A 4112-nucleotide genomic window follows, 5' to 3' on the forward strand; every position below is an offset into this window, starting at 1 on the left:
TGCCCGGTCGTGAAGGAGACATAGGGCGTGATGTACTTGTTGATGTCGTATACAGCCCCGATCCGGTAGGTGAAGGGGTCATAGACCCGCTTGAAGCTGGAGCTGGCGTTGAAGGCGCCGGTTGCGGTGAAGTTCTGGCGGTCCAGGCTGAGATAATCATAGCGGGCGCCAGTCACGATCTTCAGTCGATCGGTCAGACTGAAGATGTCCTCAAAAAAGACGGCCGGGTCGTTCCAGAACGTGGGGCTGACGCCCGCCGGCGGCTGACGGTTTCCACCGGGCGGCAGGCCGGGGAGGAACAGACCTGGATCAGGATTGAAGGGGTCCACTTCGTCGTTGTTGGGGAAGCCTCTTGTGCGCTTGAAGTCCAGGTGGCTGTAGTCATATCCGACGTTCAGCTTGTTCTTGAAGCCCAGGATCGGGTAGCTGATCGTCAAGTCGCCTTGATCTCCCTCGATGTCCTGGTTGTGATCGACGAAGAAGCGGTCGCGGTTGATCTGGCTGGTAGCCGGATCGAACAGGTAGGTCTCAGCGTTCCGCCAGCGGCGATCAGCCTTGAAGAAATAGAGGAAATTATTGAACGTGACGTAGTCGTTTATCTGATACTTCACCAAAAGTTGCGGGAAAAACTGGTGGGACTCGATCGTATAGTCCGACACGTCGTAGTTCACCGTGCTCGTACGCTTGTCGAGCGTGTAGCCGAACTTGGTGTCCACCACGCCCTTTAGAGGATCGGTGGCGAAGCTGGTGGGGAAGAGCGGGTCGCCATAGTAGGGGAACGGGTGGTCTTGCAGGTAATCGACAGATAATTGCACGTCTAGCTTGGCGTTGGGTCTCCACAGCGCGGAGAGCGTGGCGTCGAAGGAGTCGCTCTGTGCGCGCTGGATGTAGTTGTCCGATCGCAGATAGCTGACATCCGCCCTGGCCGCCACGTTGGGCCCCACCGTACCATCTACGCTTGCACCCACCTGCGCCGTATTGAACGTGCCGTAGGAGAATAGACCATCGTACTTGGGGTCGCCGAAGGTGACGGCCTTGTTCACGATGTTGATCGCGCCGCCGATAGCGCCTTGCCCGTACAACACCGAGGCAGGTCCTTTCAGGATTTGGACGCTCTCCAGGTTATATGTGTTGTTCGGCCTAGCGATCAGGTCGGACGGACCGACATAGATGCCATTGTGGAGAATTTGGATTTCGTCGCCGGAGAAGCCGCGGATGTGGAAGTTCACCAAGTCACCCGGCGTGCCACCGGAGGTTACACCCGGCAGGCTGTCGGCCGCTTCCTCTGCGGTAAGGTAGCCGCGCGTCGTGATGGTCTGAGAGGTGATGACATCCAACGTAGCCGGCGTATCCTTCGCCGACAGATTGAGCCGGCTGCCAGTAGGCGTGAATTGCTCCAGCGATCGAACGCGGGAGCCCGTCACAACGACTTGACTGACCGTGGAACTTGACGTCGCGCCCGGCGCGCTTCCTGGCGAGGCGGAGTTGGCAGGGTCTTGGGGGGCCGGAAGCTCTGTCGGCGGCGCAGACTGCGCGTATGCCACTCCTCCGAGCGCGCTCGTCGCGAGAAGCATCAATGCCAGTGTCGGCCCAGCTCGGTGACCCATCGACTCCCCCATCGCTAAAGAAGAAACGTCGATCGCTCCCCCTTATGTATAGTCAAAAGGTGAGGCGCTACTCTGTCTAGCCTGGGAGTGTCGCAGTGGGTGTCGCACCTCGCAAAAAGCGCCTTTGCCCACGCTTTGGCAGTAGCTGCCCCAGAAACCGGCAGCTCCGTCTCAATACCCCCTAAGCGCCGAGGGAGGGCAGATCGAGACCGCGGCTCTTGGCGCATTCGACGGCCTCTTCGTACCCTGCGTCTGCGTGGCGCATGACCCCCGTCGCCGGGTCGTTCCAGAGCACGCGCTCGATCCGCCTCGCCGCCGCCTCGGTCCCGTCCGCCACGATCACCATGCCCGCGTGCTGCGAGTAGCCCATGCCAACACCGCCGCCGTGGTGCAGCGACACCCAGGTCGCGCCCGAGGCGGTGTTCAGCAGGGCGTTCAGCAGCGGCCAGTCGGAGACCGCGTCGGAGCCGTCGCGCATGGCCTCCGTCTCCCGGTTGGGCGAGGCGACGGAGCCTGAGTCGAGGTGGTCACGGCCGATCACCACCGGAGCAGACAGCTCGCCATTGGCTACCATCTGGTTGAACGCCAGCCCCAGACGGTGGCGATCGCCCAGGCCCACCCAGCAGATGCGGGCCGGCAGGCCTTGGAAGCGTATCTTCTCCCGCGCCATGTCTAGCCAGCGATGTAGGGCCGGATGGTCTGGTATCAGCTCGCGGACCTTGGAGTCGGTCCTGTAGATGTCCTCCGGATCGCCGGAGAGCGCCGCCCAGCGGAACGGGCCGATCCCCCGGCAGAACAGCGGGCGGATGTAGGCTGGCACAAAGCCCGGAAAGCCGAAGGCGTCCTCCACGCCGACATCCTTGGCCATTTGACGAATGTTGTTGCCGTAATCCACGGTCGGGACGCCGGCCGCCTGGAAGTCGAGCATCGTGCGCACGTGCTCGGCCATGGACGCCTTTGCGGCGTCCTCGACAGCCTTTGGGTTCTGCTCACGGGCGCCGCGCCAGCGTTCCAGAGTCCAGCCCTTGGGTAGGTATCCGTTGACCGGGTCGTGGGCGGAGGTCTGGTCAGTGAGCAGGTCAGGCCGAACGCCCCGAGTAAACAGCTCCGGCAGCAGCTCCGCGGCGTTGCCGAGCAAGCCCACAGACACCGGCGTCTTCTCGCGGCAGGCGCGGTCGATGATCTCCAGCGCCTCGTCCAGGCTCTCGGTCGATTGGTCTAGGTAGCCCGTGCGCAGCCGCATGGCGATTGAGGCCGGGTTGCACTCGATGGCCAGGCAGGATGCGCCGGCCATGACCGCGGCCAGCGGCTGGGCGCCTCCCATGCCGCCGAGCCCTGCGGTCAGAAGCCAGCGGCCAGCGAGGTCGCCGCCATAGTGCTGGCGACCCATTTCCACGAAGGTCTCGTAGGTGCCCTGAACGATGCCCTGCGCGCCGATGTATATCCACGAGCCAGCGGTCATCTGGCCGTACATGGCCAGCCCTTTACGGTCCAGCTCGTTGAAGTGGTCCCAGGTTGCCCAGCGGGGGACTAGATTGGAGTTGGCGATCAGCACGCGAGGCGCGTCTGAATGGGTGCGAAACACGCCTACCGGCTTGCCGGATTGGACCAGCAGGGTCTCGTCATCCTCTAGCCGCCGCAAGGTGTCCACGATGCGGTCGAAGCTCTCCCAGTCACGCGCCGCCCGCCCGATGCCGCCATAGACCACCAGCTCTTCCGGCCGCTCCGCCACGTCTGAGTCCAGGTTGTTCATCAGCATCCTGAGCGGCGCTTCGGTGAGCCAGCTCTTTGCGCTGCGCTCGGGCCCTCGCGGGCTGCGGATTGTGCGGTTGGTGTCGAGACGGGTCATGCGGCTTCCGCGAAGGCGAGGCAGGCTTGAAGGACGTCGATCAGCGCTGTGCGCATGTGCCCGGCGCGACCCAGATCGTACGGGGCGGGCCAGGCTCCCTCGGCGGGAGGTGCGCCTGGGTCATCCATGTAGCCCCGGCAGGCCAGCTCCATTTGGATCGCATGAACGCCCATCTGGGGCTGACCATAGTGACGGGTGGTCCATCCGCCCTTGAAGCGACCGTCGGTGACCCGGCTGAATCTTGGGTGGGCGTCACAGGCGCGCTCCACGGCTGAAGTAAGAGCCGCATCGCAGCTCGCACCCCCGTTTACGCCGAGATTGAAGTTCGGCAGTTCGCCCTGGAAGAGGCGGGGAATGCGCGACCGGATCGAATGGGCCTCATAGAGGACAACGTGCCCGTGATGGCGCCTTAGACGTCCGATTTCACCCGCGAGCGTCGCGTGGAAGGGCTCGAAATATGCCCTGCGCCGCTCTACGACCTCATCGCTCCCCGGTTGCTCCCCCGGCCTGTACAGGGGTTCGCCGTCGAAGGTCTCAGTGGGACAGAGGCCGGTTGTCGTCTGCCCCGGATACAGCGAGGCGCCCGACGGATCGCGGTTGACGTCGATCACCGTGCGCGAGACGGGCGTGCGGATCGTGGTCGCCCCGAGGCCCGC

General features: G+C 63.8%; 3 protein-coding genes. All 3 read right to left on the reverse strand.

Annotated features, from left to right (window positions below):
• Positions 1–1337, reverse strand: a 1337-nt coding sequence (locus HUV06_RS14955) for a TonB-dependent siderophore receptor (protein ID WP_174302044.1), incomplete at its 3' end; no start/stop codon positions are given.
• 451 nt (positions 1338–1788) lie between these two features.
• Positions 1789–3456, reverse strand: a complete 1668-nt coding sequence (gene hutU, locus HUV06_RS14960; protein ID WP_174302045.1) for a urocanate hydratase — start codon at positions 3454–3456, stop codon at positions 1789–1791.
• The coding region (hutG, locus tag HUV06_RS14965; protein ID WP_174302046.1) for an N-formylglutamate deformylase at positions 3453–4112 on the reverse strand (660 nt) is incomplete at its 5' end. The genes hutU and hutG, both read right to left, overlap by 4 nt.

It is taken from the genome of Caulobacter sp. S45, from assembly GCF_903642205.1.
Classification (GTDB): Bacteria; Pseudomonadota; Alphaproteobacteria; order Caulobacterales; family Caulobacteraceae; genus CAHJWH01.